Genomic DNA, 22,039 nt, shown 5'->3' on the forward strand with positions numbered 1-22,039 from the left:
GTAAATATCATACTTGCTTTAATATTCGATTAATTTCTTCTAAAACTTTGATTGCTTTTGAATCACCGTTCTCCGCTTTTTCTAAGATGATATGTAACTTGTCTTCACGTATTTCAGCAGCTGACATTAATTTATTAACTGATACTTCGCCCACATGTATTCACCTCAACCCTTTTAATATCAAAAAAATTACTTATTTTTAAATTTGATAAAACTTCTAATTTTCACGTTTGCTCACGCTTTTGATTTAATTTTCTACTTCTACCAAGAATCCATAATCTGTTTAATTGCTTCCATCGTCGGCTCATAAAACCAGTATCTTTTTCCACCGGGTTTACGACGTTCGAATTGTTTGACTCTCGGATCTTGGAGTATATCAAGTTCAAGACTTGATTTAGAAATGCATGTTAATTCAGCCATTTTATTAATATCAATTGTAAAAAAAGTTTGATGGATACTCTCATCAATTTTCTTTTGGATGTAATCACGCAACTGCTTTTGGTCAACATCGACATTAATTGTTGCTAATTCCATATTGAATCTCCCTTTCAATTCGTTTGCTATCACCAACCACTTTAACAAAAAAAATATCTTCTATTTTGAGATTCAAACCATTAGAAATTTTTGTCGCTATTACTGGTGATGGATTACAATCCCCTTTTAAAATTTGGCTTAAATAAGCATGAGAGAAACCATTTTCTTTAGAAAAACTTCTTAAGCTTTTACCTGTTTTGGCGATTAAAAGCCTAGTTGTTATTTCATCTTTCAATTTTATTTCAATCATTTTTGCTCACCAACTTTTTCTTTGCTTGGTCATAGTATACAACCTATCGTTTGGTACCGTCAACCATTATTTTAAATTTGTTTGACATAACTACCACCCTAAAGTAAAATTTAGACAAATAAATAAAAGAAGGTGATTAAAATAGAATTAGGTGAATATATACGAAAAGTTCGCACGGACAAAAAACTTTCATTAAGAAAAGCAGCAGAATTGACTGGTATATCGCATCCTTATTTATCTCAATTAGAGACAGGTAGTCATAAAAAACCATCAGCAGAAATATTAGAGAAAATAGCTGAAGGATTAGATATTCATTTTAATTATCTCTCCTATCTAGCTGGTTATATTAACTATCCACTTATCGAAAATGATGAAACTTTAACAAATGAAGAAAAAGAAGAGCAGATAAAAGAAGCTATTCATAAAATACCTGGTAATATTTTTAATGATCCTTTTAATTCTTCAAAGACAATACCTATAAATTCATTTGTACCCAAATTCATAAATATTATGGATGAAGAAGACGAAGTAGAAAGTCAGATTCCTACTACAAAAGAACATCTATTTGATTTACATTATCTACTTCAGATGGATGTAGACATTTGCTATGACAAAAAAACCTTAACTAATGAGAATAAAAAAGATATCTTAAAGTTTATTGAAAACTTCATAATTAAATAATTATAAGTATCCTTTCCCTTTTAATAGCGTTTGCTCACGCACGAAAGGGTAGATAAATAATGAAACTATATAAAACAAAGAAAGATCCTGAATTATACTATTATTTCAATACCAAAGGTGTAAAACTATGGTGTTTTAGACATAGATACTATGATTCATTAGGAAAAAGGCGAGAAAAATACAAACAGGGTTATAAATCTGAAAATGAAGCTTACCGAGGGTTACTTGAAGTTAAGACAAGTATCTTAAATGGTGAAGTTAAACAGGTTAAAAACTCCAATTTAACTATTTCAGAATGGTTAGATATATGGTATGAAACTCACAAAAATGAATGGAAGATCTCTTCATGTTCACAGCGAGAAAATGCTATTAAATATCAAATGAAACCACTGCTCGGTAAATATAAATTATCTGAGTTAGATAAATCAACTTACAAGCGTGTTTATATCAATGAACTATTAAAGAGATATAAACCTAGTACCGTTCAACTTTTTCACAGACTTTTTAAAATTGCAATCAATGCAGCTGTGGATGATGAACTTATTCCTCGTAATAGATTTAATAAAATTACAATACCAAATGAAGAAAAGACAGTAGAAAACTTCTTCACAGCTGAAGAGTTAAATGAATTCATAGCAGCTGCTAAAAAGCACGAAAACATCACAAACTATAGCATAATTTTGTTACTTGCTTTCACTGGATTAAGAAAAGGTGAGGCACTCGGGTTACAGTGGAAAAACATTAATTTCGAAGAAAAAACTCTAACTGTAGAACGCACTCGTGATAACAAGGGAACACGCACACCCAAAACTAAAAATAGCTTCCGTACGATTTTAATTGATGATACTCTCATTAATCAATTGAAGGCCTATAGAACATGGTGTAAAAAAACAAAGCTCTCTTTCGGCCTGCACTTAAACGACGATGATTTTATTTTCATATCTTATCAATCTGGAACACCTATAACAGATAACCCTTTAATGTATAGTTTTCAACGCATATTAAAACATACAACTTTGAAAAAAATCACTCCGCATGGTTTAAGACACACACATGCAACATTATTAATTAGCCAGCGGATACCAGTAAAAGTTATTGCTGATCGTTTAGGTAATACACCGCAGATGATTTTTGATATATATGGTCATTCATTTAAGGAATTAGAAGAAGAGTCAGTCGCTGCATTTAGTACAAGTTTACTTACAGCTAGGGGAACTTTTGGGGGGGATTTTTAAAATCATACCTCGAAACCTTAATAATATAAGGGTTTTTAATACTAAGGAGTTCTACTCTCGTTAATGACAAAAAGCCAATCCTGTGGATTGGCTTTTTTCGTTTATATATAAAATAAAATTATTTATTTTCCTCTTTCTGAACATATACATAAGCATCTTTCTGCTCTTTATGTATATCCACCTTCGAATTCTCTGCAAGCTGACCCGCATTTAGCAAAGAAAAAATAATGAGCGCTTCTAGTGACATTTTGTTTTACCACTCCTTTCTAGTTGTTATACATTTATCATACCGCTTACATGTGATTTCCGTATGAACTCGAAAAGGAGATTACAACAAAATGGTTACAAGTATATGAATGCACGCTATAATAACCATAAAATAGGAGGTTGATTCATTTTGACAATAAACCAAATGGTTCAGTTAGGCAGTGCATGTATGTTGTTTATTACTTCCGCGCTTATTAATTGGTATCAGGGAAGTAATTTAATAGATGATCCTGATGAATGGAAATATAGCGCTAAGTTTACGAATTACTTCAAAGGCACCGTTTCAAATTACGAAGATATTTATCAAATCGATTTTTTTATATACGCAGCAAAATTTTATCCAACAGCATTTATCGTTATGCTAGTGAGTTTACTTTATATGCTCATATTAATTCTTTATATTCTATTTAAAAGAAAAGATGCGGCGTTTTAAATCCATACATAAAAACCCCGAATCATAAACTTTTCAGCCTACAATTCGGGGTACTATTTGTTTATATTCGTTTCGGATTAGTAACGAATTAAGAAATATTTCTTTTTACCGCGGCGAATGATTGTGAATTTACCTTCGATGCGGTCTTTTTCTGTTACAACGTAGTCTAATGCTTGTGTACGCTCACCGTTTACGTAGATTGCACCGTTTGTTACATCTTCACGTGCTTGACGTTTTGATGGAGAGATTTTGCTTTCTACAAGTAAGTCGATTAATACTGTATCTTCTGCAGTACGTTCTACAGATGGTACGTCTTTGAATCCTTGCTCGATTTCGCTTGCAGTTAGTTCTGCTACAGAACCGCTGAATAATGCAGCTGAAATTTTAATCGCTTGTTCTAATGCTTCTTCGCCGTGAACAAGTTTTGTCATTTCTGCACCTAATGCTTTTTGTGCTGCACGTTTTTCTGGTGCTTCAGCTACTTGCTTTTCAAGCTCAAGAATTTCTTCATGAGATAAGAATGTAAAGTATTTTAAGTATTTAACAACATCACGGTCATCTGTGTTAATCCAGAATTGGTAGAACTCGTAAGGAGTTGTTTTCTCTGGGTCTAACCAAATTGCGCCGCCTTCTGTTTTACCAAACTTCGTACCGTCAGATTTAGTAACAAGTGGAATTGTTAAACCGAATGCTTTCGCATCTTCTTCTGATTTACGGATTAATTCAAGACCAGCTGTAATGTTACCCCATTGGTCACTACCACCGATTTGTAGGCGGCAATTATGGTGTTGGTATAAGTTTAAGAAGTCGTATGATTGTAAAATCATGTAACTAAACTCAGTAAATGAAATACCAGTCTCTAAACGAGATGCTACTGTATCTTTTGCTAACATATAGTTTAAACCGAAGTTTTTACCGATATCGCGTAAGAATGAAATGACATCTAAGTTACCAAGCCAGTCATAGTTGTTAGCCATTGTTGCTGGGTTTTCCACGTTTTCGAACTCTAAGAAGTTTGAAAGTTGGTTTTTAATGCTTTCTGTGTAGTAAGCAACTGTATCTTTCGTATTTAATGTACGCTCTGCTTTTTTACCACTTGGATCACCGATCATACCAGTACCACCGCCAACAAGTGCGATTGGTTGGTGACCAGCTAATTGGAAACGACGTAACATTAATACTGGTAACATATGACCGATGTGTAAGCTATCCGCTGTCGGGTCGAAACCACAGTATAATTTAACGCTTTCTTTTTCTAATAATTGCTCAAGGCCCTCAGCGTCTGTTTGCTGATTAATTAGACCGCGAAATTCAAGATCTTGTAAAATACCCATATCCTACATACTCTCCTTTAAGTTCATTACTGGCGTGAAGGTTAAAAACATAAAAAAATCGCCCCTTCAAATAAGGGACGATTTTGATTATCGCGTTACCACCCTAGTTGCAGACCAAAAAAGCCTACCACCTTATTTACATAACGGCTTAGCACCGTCTCTTCCCTTTTGAATACAATTCAATCGAAAAAAGATGCTCCAGGGGCGTAATTCGCGATCATCTATGTGCTGATTTTCACCGGCCATCAGCTCTCTAAAACAGGGAAATGATCACTACTTCTCCCTTTCCACGCTCAATTATTCATATACTTTTCTTTATACCATCATTTATATAGGCGTGTCAAATAGAGGTCGAGTTTCTCTTCTTGCCAATCCTTTACAACGTCATACAGAGTATCGTAATAAGAGAAAGAATTGGAACTCCAACTAGCAACGAGACATGAAACACAACTGATAAATCATTCCCAATCGTCGCTTCCACAGGGTCTTTCGCCGGAGAACCAAGAAATCCGATTAATCGATCGAAGCGACTTACCGTTTTTGGAAAGTCCGGTATTTCTACATGATCACTATCTAAATGTTGCTTTAACTTATATTCACTCTTAAAGGGATTTTCGCTCAATTTCATCCACCTCCAGCAATTGTTTCAATTTCTTTATCCCGTTATGGAGTCTTGATTTCACCGTTCCGACTGGAATATCTAATACCTCTGCAATCTCTTTTTGTTGCATATCATGATAATAAGAAAGGATTAGGACCGCTCTTTGCTCTTCTGGAACTTTCAAAATTGCTTCTCTTACTGTGAGCCGATCTTCGTGAGAGAATTCTTTTTCCGGAATCGGCGCTAAAAACGGCAAAAGCGTACGCCACTTTTTTCTCCTATTTAATTTATTAATCATAAGACGATAACCGATTTGAAATAAATACGTTTTTATTTTTCCTTTTTCAAGTTCATACATATGTTTCTTTCGTTCTAACGTCAAAAACGTATCTTGCACGAGATCGATACTTAATTGTTCATCTCGGTTAAATCGATATAAAAATGTGTATAGCGCTGGTTTGATTAAAACGTATAGTTTTTCCCCAGCCTGCTTATCTCCACTTTGATACGCAAGCATGAGCTCTTCCTCAATCCCAATCTGCGCCATGGTTTTTGATCTCCTTTATTCCTTTTAACGTTAATGAAATACGGGAAATTAAATAGCAGCTTGCGACAATAATCCATACTTGCGATTGATTCGTAAAAAATTGAACGTACGGGTTTTGAATTGTATGGCCAGTTGAAACTAAAATATTTAATGCTTGCACACATATGCATGCATACACTGCAAGACAAGCCGAAATCGTATCAAATACATTCCAGCGAAAATATACTTTTGTTTTCGTAAAATCAATTTTATATCCATTTTTTCTTACTATATGTTTTCTATCAAATGGAATAATGATTGAAAACATAACAATCATCATAACTCCAGCTGTAATCATTGATACTTTAAATCCGATTGGCATCGGTAATAGCAAACCACAAGAAAATACGACCATAACTCCAATTAAAGCAAAAGTAAGAAGTAATTTATTAGACATAAAAAAGCCTCCCTCATCTATTCTTTCATAAATGTATACAGACGAGGAAGGCACTTCGTTCAAATATTATTTTATTTTTTTATAATCTTTGCAGGATTTCCGCCAACTACTACATGATCTGGCACATCTTTTCATACAACTGGATCAGTCGGTATATATATTTCTCCTAGTATCATTTTTTCTTTTTCTGTTTTCATTTTCTTCCCTCTTTATATGTAGGTTAAAGAGGGAAGAAAAAAGAAAGGCCTGAACACTATTTCGTTCAGACCTTTCTCTCTTAATCTTCCATCGTTGATAAGTCACCTGTTGGTAAGTTTAACTCCCACGCTTTTAATACGCGGCGCATAATTTTACCGCTTCTCGTTTTCGGTAATTTATCTCTAAATTCAATTTGTCTTGGCGCTGCATGAGCTGCTAGACCTTTCTTTACAAATTGACGAATTTCTTCTTTTAATTCTTCAGATGGTTCGTACCCTGCACGAAGCGCGATAAATGCTTTAATAATTTCGCCGCGCACCGGATCAGGAATACCAATTACACCAGCTTCTGCAACAGCAGCATGCTCGATTAATTTGCTTTCTACTTCAAATGGTCCAACGCGCTCACCTGACGTCATAATTACATCGTCAATACGTCCTTGGAACCAGAAGTATCCATCTTCATCCATGTAGGCAGAGTCACCTGATACGTACCAATCACCCGGCATAAAATAAGACTCATATTTTTGCTTGTTATTCCAAATTCCACGCATCATAGCTGGCCAACCTTTACCAATTGCTAAGTTACCCATTGTGTATGGAGGCACTTCATTTCCTTCATTATCAACAATCGCTGCTTTTACACCTGGAATTGGTTTCCCCATTGAACCTGGACGTATTTCCATACAAGGGTAGTTACAAATAACTTGTCCACCTGTTTCTGTCATCCACCACGTATCATGAATACGAAGTCCAAATGCGTTCATACCCCAGCGAATTACTTCTGGATTTAACGGTTCACCAACGCTTAATACGTGGCGCACTTGTGATAAATCGTATTTTTTAATTGCATCTTGTCCAGCGCCCATTAACATGCGAAATGCTGTTGGTGCACTATACCAAACTGTTACACCGTAATCTTGCAGTGCTTCATACCACGCTTCTGGACTAAAGCGTCCGCCTAAAATAACATTTGATGCTCCGACTAACCACGGTGCAAAAATACCGTAAGCAGTTCCCGTTACCCAGCCTGGGTCAGCTGTGCACCAATATACATCGTCTTCTTTTAAATCTAATACCCACTTCGCCGTTTGATAGTGCTGAACCATTGCGTTTTGTGCATGAAGCACACCTTTTGGCTTACCAGTAGAACCAGACGTGTAATGTAGAATCAAACCGTCTTCACGGCCTAACCATTCAATATGTAATTCTTTTGAAGCTTGTTCGAATAAAGGATTGAATGCTACCGTTTTACCGCCTTCTTCTACATTATCTCCAACAAGAAAGACTGTTTTTAAAGCAGGTAAATCATTTAATGGTACACGCTCTAACAATTCAGGTGTTGTAATTAACACTTTTGCTTCGCTATCTTCTAAACGATCGCGAACTGCGCCTTCCATAAATGCTTCAAATAGTGGACCAACAATTGCTCCCAACTTCACTGCACCAAGAAGTGCGAAATATAACTCTGGGGAACGCGGCATAAAAATAAAAACGCGATCGCCTTTTTCTACATCGCCATAATTTTTTAGGACATTTCCTGCTTTATTAGAAAAATCCTTCATTTCCTTAAATGTATACTTCTCTTTTCGAGATCCATCTTGATAATAAAGGGCTACTTTATTCTTCCGATCGGATTTCGCATGCTTATCGATTGCCTCATACGCCATATTCACTCGGCCTGTTTCATTCCAAGTAAAGTTTTTATTAACCTCTTCCCAGTTAAAATTCGCGTATGCCTCATCATAATTCGGCAAATTATTTTCTCCTTTAATGACAGGAAGCGTTTCTACTTTCATACTTTACATCCCCCTCCTATGTATTCTATTATCTATTATAATAACATTATTTAAAATTTTCAGTATATTTGTTGATTTTTAGACAAATTTTTAATGACAAATTTCGATTCACATCGCATATATTATAAAGTACGATATGAATAGATTCACAAACCCTCAAGGTGGTGAGCAATACATTGATCCATAAAAAAATATATAATGCTAGAAACTTAAAAACAGCGAAAGGCACTTTAATTATTGAAGGGCCTGTCTCTACACATAACTTAGAAATGTATGAATTTCATCCAGATTTAGTTGCGTTTCGTCCTGCCGAGCAGCAATATAAAGCAATTGTCGAAATTTCTAAATTGCCAGAAGCTCGTCTCATTATTGCTAGACATGACCAAACGATTGTTGGATATGTTACATACTTGTATCCTGATCCACTTGAACGATGGTCAGAAGGAAAAATGGAAAACTTAATTGAGCTTGGGGCAATTGAAGTGGTCCCAGCCTTCCGCGGGAGTTCTGTCGGAAAGAACTTACTAGAGGTTTCTATGATGGACGATTATATGGAAGATTACATTATATTGACGACTGAATATTATTGGCACTGGGATTTGAAACAAACAGGCTTAAATGTTTGGGAGTACCGAAAAGTAATGGAAAAGATGATGAATGCTGGCGGGTTACAATGGATGGCTACAGATGATCCTGAAATTTGTTCACATCCTGCTAACTGTTTAATGGTCCGCATCGGTAAACGCGTTGATACGGATTCTATTCAAGCATTTGATCGTCTACGTTTTCACAATCGTTTTATGTATTAATAAAGGGGGCAACTGGAATGATTGTAGAAGAAATTATGAGTCAAGATGTGGTGACACTACATCCAAACGATACAATCGAAACAGCAATCCGAACGATACGCACGAAAGGCATTCGGCACATTCCAATTGTCGATCAAAATAATCATGTCGTAGGCATTATTTCTGATCGGGATGTAAGAGATGCAAGTCCGTCTATTTTAGATGAACAAGTTTCACTCGATATGCTGAAGCAACCGCTCGAACTGATTATGAAACATCCTGTTATGACTTGCCATCCTCTCGACTTTGTTGAGGAAATTGCTACTTTATTTTTTGAAAATAAAATTGGCTGTCTTCCTGTTACAAAGGCAGGAAAGTTAGTTGGAATTATTTCTGAATCTACTGTACTGCACACGTTAGTGAAATTAACAGGAGCACATCAACCGAGTTCACAAATTGAAATTCAAGTAAAAAATGAACCTGGCATTCTCGGAAAAGTCGTTGCTATTTTTAGTGAGTTACAAATAAATATCGTGAGCGTTCTCGTCTATCCAGCAAAAGATGAGAATGATAAAGTACTCGTTTTCCGCATTCAAACGATGAATCCGCTAAAAGTGATTGATGCACTTGAAGCAGAAGGCTACCGCGTATTATGGCCAAACATCATGGGGATGCAAGCATGAGTAGCGCGTTTATTTATTCGGAGGACTTTCGGGGCTATTCATTTAGCCCTGATCATCCTTTTAACCAACTGCGCGTCACACTTACGTACGATTTATTACAAAAGGGTGGTTTCATCTCCCCTTCTCAAATCATCTCACCACGGATGGCTACAGATGAAGAGATTGCCTACATTCATACAGAGGAGTACATAAATGCGGTAAAACGTGCTGGAGAAGGAAAGTTAGAAAAATCAATTGCAATGACATATGGACTCGGAACAGAAGATACACCGATGTTTCCAAATATGCACGAAGCAAGCGCATTACTCGTTGGCGGTACATTAACAGCTGTTGACGCTGTTCTTTCTGGAAAAGTAAAGCACGCGCTTAATTTAGGTGGCGGCTTACATCACGGCTTCCGCGGCAAGGCATCTGGCTTTTGTATTTATAACGACAGTTCCATCGCAATGAAATATATTCAGAAGAAATACGGTTTACGCGTTTTATATATTGATACAGATGCTCATCACGGTGATGGTGTACAGTGGTCCTTTTATGACGATCCTAACGTATGCACCATTTCACTACATGAAACTGGTCGATATTTATTCCCTGGAACTGGCGCTGTAAACGAACGAGGACAAGGTAATGGCTATAGTTATTCTTTTAACGTTCCACTCGATGCTTTTACAGAAGACGAATCGTTTTTAGATTCCTATCGAACTGTCGTAAGAGAAGTGGCCGCATACTTTAAACCGGATATTATTTTAACGCAAAATGGTGCTGACGCACATTATTACGACCCACTTACACACCTTTGCGCAACGATGAATATTTACCGCGAGATACCGAAGCTCGCTCGCGAAATCGCTAACAAATATTGCGAAGGTCGCTGGATTGCTGTCGGCGGCGGTGGCTATGACCACTGGCGCGTCGTCCCAAGGGCTTGGGCACTCATTTGGCTCGAAATGAACAACATCCAAAACATCTCAGGTTATCTCCCTCCAGAATGGATTGACGCTTGGAAAGGACAAGCTGAAACAGAACTTCCTCTCACATGGGAAGATCCGGACAACATGTATAAACCTATCCCCCGTAAACCAGAAATTGAAGAAAAGAACGCATTAACTGTAGCGAAATCCCTTGAAATTATTCGGAATAATATGAAAAAATCTTTGTACTAAACGAAAAGGAGGCTCGTTTTTGAATAGCCTCCTTTTATTTATTGTCGATTTCTATCGGTAAGTCGATATATTTTAATAATCGCTGATATATTTCGAGTTGCGCCGATATATTTTGATAATCGCTGATATATTTCGAGTTGCGCTGATATATTTTTATGTACTAACGGACTTTATGGGAAAAGGTCGTGATATTATGTGGAAACAACAAATGGTCAACACGAAACGCGGCACATTCGAGCTTTTTACTAAAGGCAGTGGCGAACCACTTTGCATTACACATCACTATTCCCAATTTAATGAGACTGGTGATTACTTTGCGGATGTTTTCACTTCTACGCATCGTGTATTGCTCATTAATTTACGAGATGCTGGTAACTCCGCAAAAGCCAATTCAGAAAAAAAATTAAGTATGATTGAAACCATTCACGATTTAGAAGCGATACGAGAAGCTTTACAACTTCCAATATGGCATTTCGCTGGCCACTCAACAGGTGGTATGCTTGGACTTCTATACGCAATCACATATCCAAAATCCTTACAATCACTAGTCGTCGTTGGAGCCGCAGCAAGTAACTATACTGAAACACCATTTTGTATTTATCATCCGGAACATCCTCAGTTTCATTATATGCAACAGCTCATCGAAAATTTAAAAAGCCCTCACCTTACAAATGAGGAACGGAAAGAACTATCTACTGAGAGAACAAAATTATCATTGTATAAACGAGAAAACTACAACTCTTGTTTTGATAAACCAATCAAAACAACAATGTCCGCTAGCCGGATGAACGCTTTTGCTCATGAATATCCATCATTTGATTTACGAGAGCATTTACCTTCTATAAAAACAAAAACAATAATTATGTGCGGAAGACACGATGTACAGTGCCCGATTCAGTATTCTATTGAGATGCATGAGGGCATACGTAATTCTATTTTTGTGACATTTGAAGAGAGTAATCATTATCCTTTTTTAGAAGAAGCTGCTCAATTTATTTCTACTACTCAAGAATTTTATAAATCATTACACTAGTACCGTTATTATTAAAGAAAGCTCACAGCCTCTATAAGACTATGAGCTTTTTTCAAAAGAAATATTTCATACTAAAAACAACAAGCAGAACAAAACAATCATTAAACCTACATCAAGGAATACTGCCTTTTTATCTCTCTTTATATTTTAACATAAATTACCTATTCCATCCTTTTGATCACATACAAAAAAACCTGTCAAAACTTTGACAGGTTCCCTACACATTAAAACGATAACCAGCCCCCCACACTGTTTCAATATATTGCGGGTGAGCAGGATCTCTTTCAATTTTTTCACGTAACTTTCTAATATGAACGACAACAGTTGCTAAATCACCAGCGGAGTCTAATCCCCAAATGCGTTCAAATAACTGTTCTTTATTTAATACTTGGTTTGGGTTTGTGACAAAGAATGTTAATAAATCAAATTCTTTCGTTGTAAAGGCGATTTCTTCATTGTTTATAAAAACTTTTCTCGCTCGTTGATCAATAGAAATTCCGTGAATATATAACGTATCGCGTTGCTTACTTACATTCCCTGATAATCTTTCATAACGAGAAATATGTGCTTTTACTCTTGCTACTAGCTCACTCGGGCTAAACGGTTTCGTTATATAATCATCCGCTCCTAAACCGAGCCCACGAATTTTATCTATATCTTCTTTTTTTGCTGAAACAAGTAGAATCGGAATATCTTTTATAGCTCGAATTTGCTTACAAATTTCAAATCCATTCATTTTCGGAAGCATAATATCTAAAATAATTAAATCGTAGTCTTCTTGCAGGGCCATTTGTAAACCTGTTTCTCCTGAATGTTCTACATCAACTTGAAAATCATTAATTTCTAAATAATCTCGCTGTAATTCTGCAATGCTTACTTCATCTTCTATTAGTAAAATTCTTTTCAATTTACTCACCACATTTCTCTACTTTTTCCAATGAGAAGAAAATGCTTGTGCCTTCCCCAAGCTCGCTTTCCGCCCAAATATTCCCGCCATGTTCTTCAATAATTTGCTTCGCTATCGCTAAGCCAAGTCCACTTCCACCTGTACTAGAATTTCGCGATTGCTCTGCACGATAGAAACGTTCAAAAATATAAGGAAGTGTATCAGATTCTATACCTGATCCGTTGTCCATTACTTTCACAATCACTTTATTGTTATCACTCGATACTGTTACAGTAATTTTCTTTTCTTCTTTATCCATGTATTTCACACTATTATGAATTAAATTTGATATCACTCTATTTATCTTTTCGCAATCAGCCTTTACATAAAGTGGTGATGCATGTAATTGTAAGTTAACTTCTATACCTTCTTTACTTAAATCCATCTGCATCTCTTCTATTAATTCTTGCATAAACATATTTAATTCAACCGTTTCAAACTGAAAGGGAACTCGATTCAAATCGAGCTTTGAGAATAAAAATAATTCATCAATGAGTGTATCCATATGTCTTGCTTTCGTATGGATAGTCGTTAAGTACTTATCCATTTTTTCTGGCGTATTTGCTACTCCGTCTTTTATTCCTTCTACATATCCAATAATAGATGTAATCGGTGTTTTTAAATCGTGAGAGATGTTTGAAATGAGCTCTTTTCGATTTTCTTCATACTGCGTTTGCATCTCTATCGATTCTTTTAATTTCTTCCTCATTTCCTCAAATCCTTGATTCAATTGCCCAATTTCATCGTGCGATGTAACTGGTATTTGAAAATCTAAATTTCCTTCTTTAATTTTTCCAGTCGCATCTTTCAATACAAAGATTGGTTTTATGACACTTCTTGAGACGAGGTAACTTAATAATCCAATAAGCAAAATAGCTAACAGTAAAAGTGATACGAACAAAATCGGAAATAACTTTTGTGTAAGATCTACAAATGAACTTTGCTTCTTTAATACAAATATACTCCCCTCTTCTTCCTGAGGAAAATAAAAATCAAACTTTACATATCGATAAAATGTATCGCCTAATTCCGTTGTACCACGACTATTAATATTTGCTGATTCAAATTTCGGAAGGGCTTCCTTTAAAGCCACACTTTCAAATACTTTTGTAGTATAAGAAATGGTTTCTCCCTTTCTTACAACAATTTTCACCCCTTCTTTTTCAAGTGATGAAACGAACGATTCATCTAATAGTTGCGATTGATGTTTCTTTGCTGCCGTCTTTAACTCAATATACGCATTCTCTTCTTCTGACGTAAGCGGCTTTTGAATATAGGAGCTTTTATAGAAATTTTTCACTGCTTCCAAATCACCTGTTATCGAAAAAACGATTAAAAATCCCGCGACTAATATAAGCGTAATGGAAACGAGAATAACAGCGATATAAGAAAATAAAAACCTTGTTTTAATAGACATATGTTACATCCTCACTTTACCCCGCTATTTGCCGGGCAGTAAGATCCCCACCTCAAAATTCAGAGAAAGCAAAGAAGTTAAGTGGGGGATCAACTCCCCATAAAAGCCCGATTGGTGTGGGCTAATAATCAGTGGGGGATGAACAAAACCCCCACTGATTAAAGTTTCACTTTATCAAACCTTATTACTCATAAGCATAAAAATATATGTTCAAATACTCAAGCGATTTTATAGTAATTTTAGCGTCAGTTTATAAAAATTTAATGTTCTTCTTTTACAGTTGAAATGAGGAGGTTGAAATTCCATGTTCAAAAAAACATTAAGCATGATATGTTGCGTAATTTTTTTACAAGGTTGCTCACAAGAACAAGAAGTTAAAAAGGAGATGACAAACATGGAGACAGCGCTACTAACAGCTACTGAGAAACAAGAAACGAATACTGTTATATCGTTACTCAAAAAAGGGGCTGACATAAATATAACAGACAATAAAGGACGTACCTCTCTTATGATTGCTACATACAAAAATGATGTAAAAACCGCAAAAGCGCTTATCGATGCTGGTGCTGACGTAAATATCCAAGATGATATGAAAAACAATCCCTTTTTATACGCTGGGGCAGAAGGTTACTTAGATATTTTAAAACTAACAATTGATGCTGGCGCAGATCCATCGCTTACGAATCGATATGGCGGTACAGCTCTTATCCCAGCCTCAGAACATGGCTATGTTGATGTTATAAAAGAACTCCTCACGCGAACAAATATCGATGTAAACCATGTAAATAACCTCGGATGGACAGCTTTAATGGAAGCCATCGTACTAAGTAACGGAAATGAAACACAACAACAAGTCATCCGCCTGCTCATTGAGCACGGTGCAGATATAAACATTCCAGATAATGATGGTGTTACTCCGCTAGAGCATGCTCGCGCTCATCACTTTGAAGAGATAGAGAAGATTTTGCTAGAAGGACATAAGTAAAACGCTAATTTTTGCTTTCCTTTCCCGCCCTATGCTACATTTAAGCCGTTATATCAATATGAATAGGGTGGGAATACACATGAACAAACCTAAAATTGGGATGATTGGACTTGGAAGTATCGCACAAAAAGCCTATCTTCCAACACTTACAAAAGAAACAGATTGGAATTTTGTAGGGGCGTTTACACCTAACGCGGAGAAAAGGAAACAAGTTTGCCAGCAATACCGCATTCAAGACTTCCATTCTATTGAAACGTTAGCTTCAGAATGTGATGCAATCTTCGTTCATAGTTCAACTGCATCGCATTATGAAATCGTTTCTGAACTTCTGAAAAAAGGAATCGATGTTTACGTTGATAAGCCGCTAGCTGCTACAGTAGAACAAGCTGAGAAGCTAGTCGAGTTGAGCGAAAAGTATAACCGAAAGTTAATGGTCGGATTTAATCGCCGCTTCGTTCCTATGTATGTTGCGGCAAAAGAGCAAGCTCATCATATTTCATGGATTCGAATTGAAAAGCATCGTACAAATAAAGTCGGGCCCTATACGTACAACTTTACGATGTTAGATGATTACTTACATATTGTAGATACTGCTCGCTGGTTAGCTAACGATGAGCTTAACGTCGTTCATAATATGATGCAAATCAATGAAAAGAATGAACTTCTTTACGGACATCATACATATACAACGCCAAGTAGACTGTTACTTTCTACCGCAATGCATCGCCATGCCGGTACAAATTTAGAACAAATTGAACTTGTCACAACAGGAAAAATCATTCGCGTAAAAAACATGAACACATTTGAAGTTGAGCAAGAAAATGCAGTTTCTCAAATTGGTTCCCCATCATGGGATACGACGTTAAAACAACGTGGTTTTGAAGATGCTGTTCATCATTTCATTGAATGTGTGCAAGGAGATACAAAGCCTGTTGTAGATGGATTAGAAGGATTAAAAACGCAGCAACTTTTGCAATCTCTGCTGAATAATGTAAACAAAAATTAAAACGGATACATTTTTCAGAATTTACTTTCATTCCCATTCCCTCTTTATTTCTCTCGAAAATTTCTATAGAATATGTTGATAGGAATTATAAATTTCATAATGAATCGTGGAAAGGATGGGATTAACACATGTGGAACGAGTTTAAGAAATTCGCGTTCAAAGGGAATGTCGTTGATTTAGCTGTCGGGGTTGTAATCGGTGCTGCATTCGGTAAAATCGTTAGTTCTTTAGTAAAAGATGTTATTACACCATTACTTGGTATGGTATTAGGTGGCGTTGACTTTACAGATTTAAAACTTACATTCGGTAAGTCATCTATTATGTACGGTAACTTCATCCAAACAATTTTTGATTTCTTAATTATTGCAGCGGCTATCTTTATGTTCGTTAAAGTGTTCAACAAACTAACATCTAGAAAAGAAGAAGAAGAAGAAAAAGAGGAAGAAATTCCAGAACCAACAAAAGAAGAAGTTCTTCTTGGCGAAATTCGCGACTTGCTAAAACAGCAAAACTCTTCTAAAGATAGAGCATAATTGAACGGATAAAAAGGCATGTCCCGAGAGGGACATGCCTTTTCTATATGCTATAACGTTTCCGAATTCATATGAATAAATAAAATAATACCAGCAACCATAAGTACCATAATACTACTTGCAAATAGTGTAATCCCCATAAACATTAAACTTGTGCTCATATCCACCGATACACTTTCAATAAAAATAGAAATTACATACGTGATAAGGGCAATTCCTGCAAGAATACTTCCTGGAACAAATCGCTTTAAACCATTTTGTTTTAACGTCATATATGCAAAAATAGCAGTCATACAAAGCGTAATTATCCAAAGAACGATCATCTCTTCTCCCCCCTCACAAGCCTTTTCTTTCTATTATACATGACATTGCCCTATAATAGTTATTTTTACACTTATGTGACATATAACAAGGAACAATACTATTTTGTAGCGAAGTCACCAATAAGCCATATACTCGGGAGGATTTCAATTGGAAGATGATATTGTAGGATATTTTAAACAAGTAGAGCGATTCCATTATATTACAATCAACTTAGACAAAAAGTTTTTTTATATGTAAATTGTACAAATAGAAACAAATATAACTTCGCTAAAAATATCACTTAACTTAGATAAAGATGAAACTATTATTGCTGGCAATGTGAAACAATATGATCCTTCTAGGTTAGAACAATTCATACAAAACTTTAAACACACTGCACAAACATGTCTTGAACATAATTTACGAAGTCCTGAAGAACTTTTTACATTTTGGAAAGGAAATTGACCACCAGAAAAAAATGGATATTCTTCATATATATTGATATAATTACCATATATAGATATTCTTTATAAGGGAGTGTTCATAATGATTTGGATTTCACTAATCGTATTAGCCTATTTCATCATTCTCGTCCCAATACAGTATAACTACATTAAAATACTCAAAGAAAAACAGAAGAAAATGAATATGTCACAAAACGAACTATATGACAACATGTCTTATGAAGAATCCCAAATACATTACCATTACCAAAGTAACGTATTTACAATACCTGCTTCACTTGTCGCAAGTATTATTTATAGAATGAAACATGCAGCATAATATGTACGTTGTAAAATTATTGTTTGAATCTGTTCATTCTGGTGAGCCTGATCCTACGAAAATGGATGAGCATTATGAAGAAAATCACGATACACTTTTTGAAGAAAGTATTATTCTTGTTAAGGCACACAGTTTGGAAGAGGCCCATGCACTAGGTGAACAAATCGCTATACAGTCTGAGCATACGTACGATAATATGTACGGTGAGCAAGTAACGTGGACGTTTCGAAAACTATTACATGTATTTGAATTAGACGATACACCATTTGAAACCGGAAAAGAATTATACGCAAGATTTTTACACGTTAAGAAAAATGAAACGGTGGATACTATAGTTCAAACATACTATCCTGAATATAAAAAAAGCTCACAGCAATCGCTGTGAGCTTTTTTTATACTTACTTCGTTGAATCTCTAAATTGGATACGGTGAGGTAAGATAACAGTGTGATCTTCCACTTTTTCTTTGTTCATATACTTTGTTAATAGACGCATTGCTACTGCACCGATATCATACATCGGTTGTACAACTGTTGAAAGTTGTGGACGAACCATTAATGCAAGGCGTGTATTATCGAAACCAAGTACTTCTACATCAGTTGGTACATTTAATCCAGTGTCTTGTGCTGCGTGGATTACACCTAGTGCCATTTCGTCAGAAGATACGAAGATCGCTGTTGGCTTTTCATCAAGGCTCCAAAGCTTTTCGAATGCTTCGATACCTGAGTCATATGTGTAATCTCCATCGATTACAAGATTTTCATCATATGAAATACCTGCTTCTTCTAGAGCTTTTTTATAACCTTGTAATTTCTTCGCGCTTCCCGCTTTATCAATGAAAGGACCAGAGACGAAACCGATACGCTTATGTCCTTGTTCAATAAAGTGCTTCATTGCGTCGTAAGCTGCTTGTGTATAATCAATGTTTACTGATGGCGTTTCATTTTGCTCATCAAATGACGCTGCTAATACGATTGGTACTGGAGACTTTTTAAATTCTTCAATGTGAATGTCTGTAATATCTTCACCCATGAAAACAATTCCGTCCACTTGTTTTCCAAGCATCGTATTTAATAAATGGAACTCTTTCTCTTTGTTTTGGTCAGAGTTACTTAAAATGATGTTATATTTGTACATTGTTGCGATATCTTCAATTCCACGAGCAAGTTCTGCATAAAACGTATTTGAGATATCAGGAATAATAACACCTACTGTAGTTGTCTTCTTACTTGCTAATCCACGTGCTACCGCATTTGGGCGGTATCCTAAACGATCAATTGCTTCTAATACTTTCTTTCTTGTTGTAGGCTTTACATTTGGGTTACCGTTCACAACGCGTGACACGGTAGCCATTGAAACGTTCGCTTCGCGCGCTACATCATATATTGTTACGTTCATCTCATCGCACACTCCTTCTATTTTTGCTATCTATTTTTATGTATCGGTTACTTGAATGAAAAAAAGACATCAACTCTATTTGCAGATGCCACCAATCGTCCCGAGTTCTTCCTTTTACTAATGATACGATAAAAACGCAGGGTCATACAATATTTTCCCGCAAAAGTTTCGAAAAAATTCGCTTCTTTTCTCGTATTTTCGTATTTTTCATGAAAAAAAGGGTATTTTTTGTAAAAATATAGATGTTTCATAAGTAGAAATCTTATTTTAAGCAGTACACTAGCTAGTAATTGAAATTTATATCAGCGATTTTTTGAATATATCAACCGCAACTCGAAATATATCAGCGATTTTTTAAATATATTGACCACAACTCGAAATATATCAGCGATTTTTTAAATATATCGACCACAACTCGAAATATATCAGCGATTTTTTGAATATATCGACTTACCAACAAAAATCGACAATGATGGCCACTTGATTCGCTGGATCTAGAAGTACTCGGCAATTTGCGAAGATCACAATGCGTTACATCGCCAATGCAAGGGCAGGAAGGTACAGCGGAAATATGGATCGTATTACGCAGCGCTCTGTCTTATCTTACACTTTTATTTACAATAAAAAAAGACAGTTTAAACACTGTCTTTTTTTATAAGAAGGAAACAAACGGTTTATCGCTGTTTTTCTCTTTTATAACAATTGCCTCAATTTTATTCTCGGACTTTATCTGCAATTGTACTTTTGCATCTTTCGGTAATTGGTCTAACATACTTTGAGCGGCGAGTTGAGTAAGAGCCATTAATTCTGTTTTACCGTTATATTTAATAACAATATCCATATTTAATGTATCCATTTGATTTTTCTTATAAGAAACTTTAGCATTTACTGGGATAAAGTCTCCAGGAGAAAAACCTTTCATTGCCTCAGCAAATTTATTTATTTTTTCATTATCTTCTCCATGTGCTTGTGTAAATTCATCGGAAGGATATGAATACGCTTTTTCTTCAATTGCATTCCAATTTCCAAGGTTCGTATCATTCTTTTGAACGGTAGCACTAGCAATATACGTGCCATTTTTTAAAGAACTTGTACTTTCTTGCTTAAAGATAGCAAACGTAATTGGGGATTTATTATACTTGTCATTTTTATGAATAGCTTCAATAAGTTGCTTAGCAACTTCAGTCCCCTTAGACATTGCCTCTTCATTGGATACACTTGAAGACATAGCTAACCCAATTACAACGCCAGATAAACTTAATTCATTTGAATTCTGTTTCCCGAAATAGTCTTGTTCTATAATATTTGTCAAAACGGGTGCTTCTACTTTTGCGACTAGTTCATCAACTAACTTCTCAGGAATATACTGATTTAATTGAAGGACATGGTTTTCTGTATCAAATTGCTCTTTTGCAATATTCATTAAACCATTTTCATACTCTGCTAAATCTAATTTAGAATTTGTTTTTACATTAGCTGTATTTATAACCTTTTGTTCTTTTAAAGGAATTACAGTTCTATAATAATCTTTAGAAACAGCAGTTCTCGGAATCATGCTTTTTTCTTTCGTATCTTTCTGTATAACTTCATCCTTCTTACTAATCGTATCATTACTACAAGCTCCTAGTAATAAACTTACGACTGCGAAGGATAATGCCATTTTCTTCATTACTTAAAACCTACTTTCAACAATCTAGTTATTTAGTTTGAACTATTAACAGTTTACCATTAAATATATTTCAACAAAAACAAAAAAAAGAAGCAAGCACCTTTTGCTTGCTTCTTTTTACTTAATATTCTCTTCTAAAGCATCTTTTTTAATGTTCCAATGAGACGTATTCCATACTACCATCCCATCTTTTATGTATAACACTTGCGGAGATTCATGTTTAATGCTGTACTGTTCTGCAACACGATTCGAAACATCTCTCGCATCTTGTACGTATAAGTAATACGCTGGTACCGCTCTTTCTTCACTACAATAAGCTTGAAATTCTGTATAGGCACCATGACTAATCGGGCATGTCGTACTATGTTTAAAAAGAACATAAGGCTCGTTTTTTTCTACTAGTACTTCAAGCTCTTCAATTGTTTCAAGTTTTGTCATATTCATTACGATTCACCTCTCATACGAAGTCTAGAGCGCTTTTCTTTCTTTTCAGCTTTTTTCTCGAGTCTTTCTAATTTACGTTCTTCTTTTTCAACCTTTTTCTCTTGTCTTGTCGCACGATAATGATTGTATACTTCAATTGCTGCGCTACTCCACTGTACAACTTGCGCTACTTTATCTGCATTATTTTCAATTTCATCCGTAACAGACTCTGATACATTACGAAGTTTCGTATTTAAAGAATGGATTGTCGTTCCAATTCCATCTACACCCGATACTACTTTATTTAATGATTGTGACTTCTGTTGAATGTCATCAGCTAACGCATTTGTTTTATGTAATAATTGCTCCGTCTCTACGCTAATCCCTTGCATTTGCTTTTCTAAACCTTCTAACGTGCTTGCAACGTTTTCTAACGTCTTCTGAACCGATAACAACGTTCTGCATACATACACTACTAATACAGCGAAAGCAACCGCGATAATAGCTGCACTTACATATAAAAGAACTTGCATTTCATCACTTCCTTTATCTTTTTCATACTTTCCCCTATTATACAATCATTTTCCGTTTCGTTC

The 22,039-nt window shown here is 35.5% G+C and carries 28 protein-coding genes, 1 pseudogene and 1 other annotated feature; of the genes and pseudogenes, 13 read left to right on the forward strand and 16 right to left on the reverse strand.

All coding sequences use genetic code 11. From position 1 onward, the window contains the following. Positions 1-7 precede the first annotated feature (7 nt). The 3 genes from PDQ33_RS06240 to PDQ33_RS06250 all read right to left on the reverse strand — a co-directional run bounded on the left by PDQ33_RS06240 (position 8) and on the right by PDQ33_RS06250 (position 784). Entirely contained in the window at positions 8-154 is a 147-nt protein-coding gene (locus PDQ33_RS06240) for a hypothetical protein (RefSeq protein WP_179098830.1), read from the reverse strand. 107 nt (positions 155-261) lie between these two features. Beyond that, the gene (locus PDQ33_RS06245; RefSeq protein ID WP_016133299.1) at positions 262-534 is read right to left on the reverse strand and encodes a hypothetical protein; all 273 of its coding nucleotides are present in this window, start codon (positions 532-534) and stop codon (positions 262-264) included. Beyond that, positions 515-784: a helix-turn-helix domain-containing protein gene (locus PDQ33_RS06250; protein WP_076873259.1), complete on the reverse strand. Its 270-nt coding sequence runs from the start codon at positions 782-784 to the stop codon at positions 515-517. The genes PDQ33_RS06245 and PDQ33_RS06250 overlap by 20 nt, the downstream gene beginning before the upstream one ends. A 132-nt stretch (positions 785-916) precedes the next feature. On the opposite strand from PDQ33_RS06250, the gene PDQ33_RS06255 reads away from it, so the two are divergent. Together PDQ33_RS06255 and PDQ33_RS06260 are read left to right on the forward strand one after the other, a co-directional pair. Further along, complete coding sequence (locus tag PDQ33_RS06255; protein WP_270755103.1) at positions 917-1,465, forward strand: helix-turn-helix domain-containing protein; 549 nt, start codon at positions 917-919, stop codon at positions 1,463-1,465. A gap of 59 nt (positions 1,466-1,524) precedes the next feature. Then, the gene (locus PDQ33_RS06260; protein ID WP_076873260.1) at positions 1,525-2,700 is read left to right on the forward strand and encodes a site-specific integrase; all 1,176 of its coding nucleotides are present in this window, start codon (positions 1,525-1,527) and stop codon (positions 2,698-2,700) included. Positions 2,701-2,818: 118 nt separating this feature from the next. Here PDQ33_RS06260 and PDQ33_RS06265 read toward each other — a convergent pair whose 3' ends face one another. Then, entirely contained in the window at positions 2,819-2,947 is a 129-nt protein-coding gene (locus PDQ33_RS06265) for a hypothetical protein (RefSeq protein WP_000050940.1), read from the reverse strand. 150 nt (positions 2,948-3,097) lie between these two features. On the opposite strand from PDQ33_RS06265, the gene PDQ33_RS06270 reads away from it, so the two are divergent. After that, on the forward strand, positions 3,098-3,400 hold the full coding sequence (locus PDQ33_RS06270) for a YjdJ family protein (protein WP_000154634.1): 303 nt from the start codon (positions 3,098-3,100) through the stop codon (positions 3,398-3,400). 77 nt (positions 3,401-3,477) lie between these two features. On the opposite strand, the gene tyrS is transcribed toward PDQ33_RS06270, so the two are convergent. The 5 genes from tyrS to acsA form a co-directional block, all read right to left on the reverse strand. Further along, positions 3,478-4,734 (reverse strand): tyrosine--tRNA ligase, encoded by a 1,257-nt coding sequence (gene tyrS / locus PDQ33_RS06275; protein WP_000512096.1) that lies wholly within the window; start codon positions 4,732-4,734, stop codon positions 3,478-3,480. A 70-nt stretch (positions 4,735-4,804) separates the two neighbouring features. After that, positions 4,805-5,033: a binding site (T-box leader), on the reverse strand. A 77-nt stretch (positions 5,034-5,110) separates the two neighbouring features. Continuing rightward, positions 5,111-5,356, reverse strand: a complete 246-nt coding sequence (locus tag PDQ33_RS06280; protein WP_061132046.1) for a hypothetical protein — start codon at positions 5,354-5,356, stop codon at positions 5,111-5,113. Next, the gene (locus PDQ33_RS06285) at positions 5,337-5,882 is read right to left on the reverse strand and encodes an RNA polymerase sigma factor (RefSeq protein ID WP_048557724.1); all 546 of its coding nucleotides are present in this window, start codon (positions 5,880-5,882) and stop codon (positions 5,337-5,339) included. The genes PDQ33_RS06280 and PDQ33_RS06285 overlap by 20 nt, the downstream gene beginning before the upstream one ends. Beyond that, positions 5,863-6,318, reverse strand: a complete 456-nt coding sequence (locus PDQ33_RS06290) for a hypothetical protein (protein ID WP_061132045.1) — start codon at positions 6,316-6,318, stop codon at positions 5,863-5,865. Before PDQ33_RS06290 ends, PDQ33_RS06285 begins: the two co-directional genes overlap by 20 nt. Before the next feature lie 277 nt (positions 6,319-6,595). Further along, positions 6,596-8,314, reverse strand: a complete 1,719-nt coding sequence (acsA, locus tag PDQ33_RS06295) for an acetate--CoA ligase (RefSeq protein WP_000862052.1) — start codon at positions 8,312-8,314, stop codon at positions 6,596-6,598. 176 nt (positions 8,315-8,490) lie between these two features. On the opposite strand from acsA, the gene acuA reads away from it, so the two are divergent. The 4 genes from acuA (at position 8,491) to PDQ33_RS06315 (ending at position 11,981) form a co-directional block, all read left to right on the forward strand. Beyond that, positions 8,491-9,123, forward strand: a complete 633-nt coding sequence (acuA, locus tag PDQ33_RS06300; RefSeq protein ID WP_000581400.1) for an acetoin utilization protein acetyltransferase AcuA — start codon at positions 8,491-8,493, stop codon at positions 9,121-9,123. 17 nt (positions 9,124-9,140) lie between these two features. After that, entirely contained in the window at positions 9,141-9,785 is a 645-nt protein-coding gene (locus tag PDQ33_RS06305) for an acetoin utilization AcuB family protein (RefSeq protein WP_270755099.1), read from the forward strand. Then, a complete protein-coding gene (acuC, locus tag PDQ33_RS06310; RefSeq protein WP_270755096.1) occupies positions 9,782-10,948 on the forward strand; it encodes an acetoin utilization protein AcuC in 1,167 nt (388 codons plus the stop codon). Before PDQ33_RS06305 ends, acuC begins: the two co-directional genes overlap by 4 nt. A 172-nt stretch (positions 10,949-11,120) precedes the next feature. Continuing rightward, the gene (locus tag PDQ33_RS06315; protein ID WP_270394615.1) at positions 11,121-11,981 is read left to right on the forward strand and encodes an alpha/beta fold hydrolase; all 861 of its coding nucleotides are present in this window, start codon (positions 11,121-11,123) and stop codon (positions 11,979-11,981) included. Between the two features lie 217 nt (positions 11,982-12,198). On the opposite strand, the gene PDQ33_RS06320 is transcribed toward PDQ33_RS06315, so the two are convergent. Together PDQ33_RS06320 and PDQ33_RS06325 are read right to left on the reverse strand one after the other, a co-directional pair. After that, positions 12,199-12,888, reverse strand: a complete 690-nt coding sequence (locus tag PDQ33_RS06320) for a response regulator transcription factor (RefSeq protein WP_033671272.1) — start codon at positions 12,886-12,888, stop codon at positions 12,199-12,201. Between the two features lies 1 nt (position 12,889). After that, entirely contained in the window at positions 12,890-14,344 is a 1,455-nt protein-coding gene (locus PDQ33_RS06325) for a sensor histidine kinase (protein ID WP_061132042.1), read from the reverse strand. A gap of 304 nt (positions 14,345-14,648) precedes the next feature. On the opposite strand from PDQ33_RS06325, the gene PDQ33_RS06330 reads away from it, so the two are divergent. The 3 genes from PDQ33_RS06330 to mscL all read left to right on the forward strand — a co-directional run bounded on the left by PDQ33_RS06330 (position 14,649) and on the right by mscL (position 16,868). Then, positions 14,649-15,329, forward strand: coding sequence for an ankyrin repeat domain-containing protein (locus tag PDQ33_RS06330; RefSeq protein WP_061132041.1), 681 nt, complete (start codon positions 14,649-14,651; stop codon positions 15,327-15,329). A 79-nt stretch (positions 15,330-15,408) separates the two neighbouring features. Next, positions 15,409-16,335, forward strand: coding sequence for a Gfo/Idh/MocA family protein (locus tag PDQ33_RS06335; RefSeq protein WP_270755093.1), 927 nt, complete (start codon positions 15,409-15,411; stop codon positions 16,333-16,335). A gap of 128 nt (positions 16,336-16,463) precedes the next feature. Continuing rightward, positions 16,464-16,868, forward strand: a complete 405-nt coding sequence (gene mscL / locus PDQ33_RS06340; RefSeq protein ID WP_000267019.1) for a large-conductance mechanosensitive channel protein MscL — start codon at positions 16,464-16,466, stop codon at positions 16,866-16,868. Between the two features lie 50 nt (positions 16,869-16,918). Here the strand turns inward: mscL and PDQ33_RS06345 are convergent, their stop codons facing one another. Further along, the gene (locus tag PDQ33_RS06345; RefSeq protein ID WP_000636593.1) at positions 16,919-17,191 is read right to left on the reverse strand and encodes a DUF3917 domain-containing protein; all 273 of its coding nucleotides are present in this window, start codon (positions 17,189-17,191) and stop codon (positions 16,919-16,921) included. Positions 17,192-17,339: 148 nt separating this feature from the next. Between PDQ33_RS06345 and dhp61 the strand changes: the two are divergent. From dhp61 to PDQ33_RS06360, 3 genes and pseudogenes are all read left to right on the forward strand, one after another. Then, positions 17,340-17,636 (forward strand): annotated as a pseudogene (dhp61, locus tag PDQ33_RS06350) (protein Dhp61). An 81-nt stretch (positions 17,637-17,717) separates the two neighbouring features. Then, positions 17,718-17,954, forward strand: coding sequence for a DUF3949 domain-containing protein (locus PDQ33_RS06355; RefSeq protein WP_000637880.1), 237 nt, complete (start codon positions 17,718-17,720; stop codon positions 17,952-17,954). Between the two features lies 1 nt (position 17,955). Beyond that, complete coding sequence (locus PDQ33_RS06360) at positions 17,956-18,339, forward strand: DUF4288 domain-containing protein (protein ID WP_270755136.1); 384 nt, start codon at positions 17,956-17,958, stop codon at positions 18,337-18,339. 13 nt (positions 18,340-18,352) lie between these two features. Here PDQ33_RS06360 and ccpA read toward each other — a convergent pair whose 3' ends face one another. The 4 genes from ccpA to PDQ33_RS06380 form a co-directional block, all read right to left on the reverse strand. Beyond that, positions 18,353-19,351, reverse strand: coding sequence for a catabolite control protein A (gene ccpA, locus PDQ33_RS06365; protein ID WP_001103296.1), 999 nt, complete (start codon positions 19,349-19,351; stop codon positions 18,353-18,355). 652 nt (positions 19,352-20,003) lie between these two features. Beyond that, the gene (locus tag PDQ33_RS06370; protein ID WP_000738019.1) at positions 20,004-21,020 is read right to left on the reverse strand and encodes a CamS family sex pheromone protein; all 1,017 of its coding nucleotides are present in this window, start codon (positions 21,018-21,020) and stop codon (positions 20,004-20,006) included. 117 nt (positions 21,021-21,137) lie between these two features. After that, a complete protein-coding gene (gene ytxJ, locus PDQ33_RS06375; protein ID WP_001057466.1) occupies positions 21,138-21,464 on the reverse strand; it encodes a bacillithiol system redox-active protein YtxJ in 327 nt (108 codons plus the stop codon). After that, entirely contained in the window at positions 21,464-21,976 is a 513-nt protein-coding gene (locus PDQ33_RS06380) for a DUF948 domain-containing protein (RefSeq protein ID WP_001197726.1), read from the reverse strand. Before PDQ33_RS06380 ends, ytxJ begins: the two co-directional genes overlap by 1 nt. Positions 21,977-22,039 lie beyond the last annotated feature (63 nt).

The organism is Bacillus cereus group sp. Bc031, assembly GCF_027716265.1.
In the GTDB taxonomy this organism is placed as follows: Bacteria; Bacillota; Bacilli; order Bacillales; family Bacillaceae_G; genus Bacillus_A; species Bacillus_A paranthracis.